Origin of the sequence: Pseudoalteromonas sp. T1lg21 (genome assembly GCF_002964625.1) — a bacterium.
Classification (GTDB): Bacteria; Pseudomonadota; Gammaproteobacteria; order Enterobacterales; family Alteromonadaceae; genus Pseudoalteromonas; species Pseudoalteromonas gelatinilytica.
Genome location: NZ_PQBX01000050.1, coordinates 486 through 1,376 on the forward strand (window position 1 = coordinate 486; position 891 = coordinate 1,376).

Genomic DNA, 891 nt, shown 5'->3' on the forward strand with positions numbered 1-891 from the left:
ATTTCGTTTGCCACAAAAGCTAGACCATAACAATGCGCGTAAAGCCACTAAAGCTGATAAACATGGCGTGCAGGTTTATATGGTTGGGACGCACAAAGCAAAAGACCTGATCTCTAAACGGCTAAATGGGACAAGTGCTTATATGCACAGCTATTCAGATGCCCGAGTCGATTATTGGGAGCAGGTTACATCGGAAATAAAAGCGCCATCAAGAAACTTACGTGGTGCTCGAATTTGGCAAGTAAAATCAGGCCGTCGAAATGAAGCGTTAGACTGTGAAGTTTATGCATTGCATGCGGCAATGGCCACAAAAGTTCACACTAAAAAACCTAAAGATTGGGACTTGCTAGAGCAACGCTTGTCTCAGATAGATTTATTTGCACCTCAGCAAGAAGAAACAGAAGTAGTTAAGAAACCAACGAAGCCCAAGCGTTCTAGTCAGCGCGCTGGGCGTGGTTCAGGATTCATTTCAGGTCATTAATTATGTCAGAACCAAAGAGCATCATTGCTGGTACCAAAGTTGTTTGGACAGCTCAATTTACTGGCGATGAAGGCGATGTGTCTCAATTTCAGTATGTTCTCTTGTCAGAACAAAACCGAGTATCAATTGATGCAACCTTTGCCGCAGGCGAAGTAATTGTAAGCATGAGCTCAGCTGATAGCGCAGCTATTCAAGTAGGGCATTACACCTGGCATTTAATCCAAACGTTACATGGTGAGAACTATCAGTTAAATGAAGGACGCATAGAAGTTAAAGCTGATCCAACGGCAGCTCAGACAAGCAGTGTATTAACTCATAATGAAAAAATGTTAGTTGCAATACGTAAGCGCTTAGAAGGGCGAGTTTTAACTGATCATGAAAACTACAGTATTGACGGTCGTAGCTTGTCG

At 42.8% G+C, this 891-nt stretch carries 2 protein-coding genes; both read left to right on the top strand.

Annotation, left to right across the window (positions count from 1 at the left end; translation table 11 throughout):
- Nucleotides 1-481: terminase gpA endonuclease subunit (locus tag C2M25_RS10305; RefSeq protein WP_199775171.1), on the top strand; the 481-nt coding region annotated here is incomplete at its 5' end.
- Nucleotides 482-483: 2 nt separating this feature from the next.
- A partial coding sequence (locus C2M25_RS10310) for a hypothetical protein (protein ID WP_199775172.1) occupies nucleotides 484-891 on the top strand: 408 nt, incomplete at its 3' end.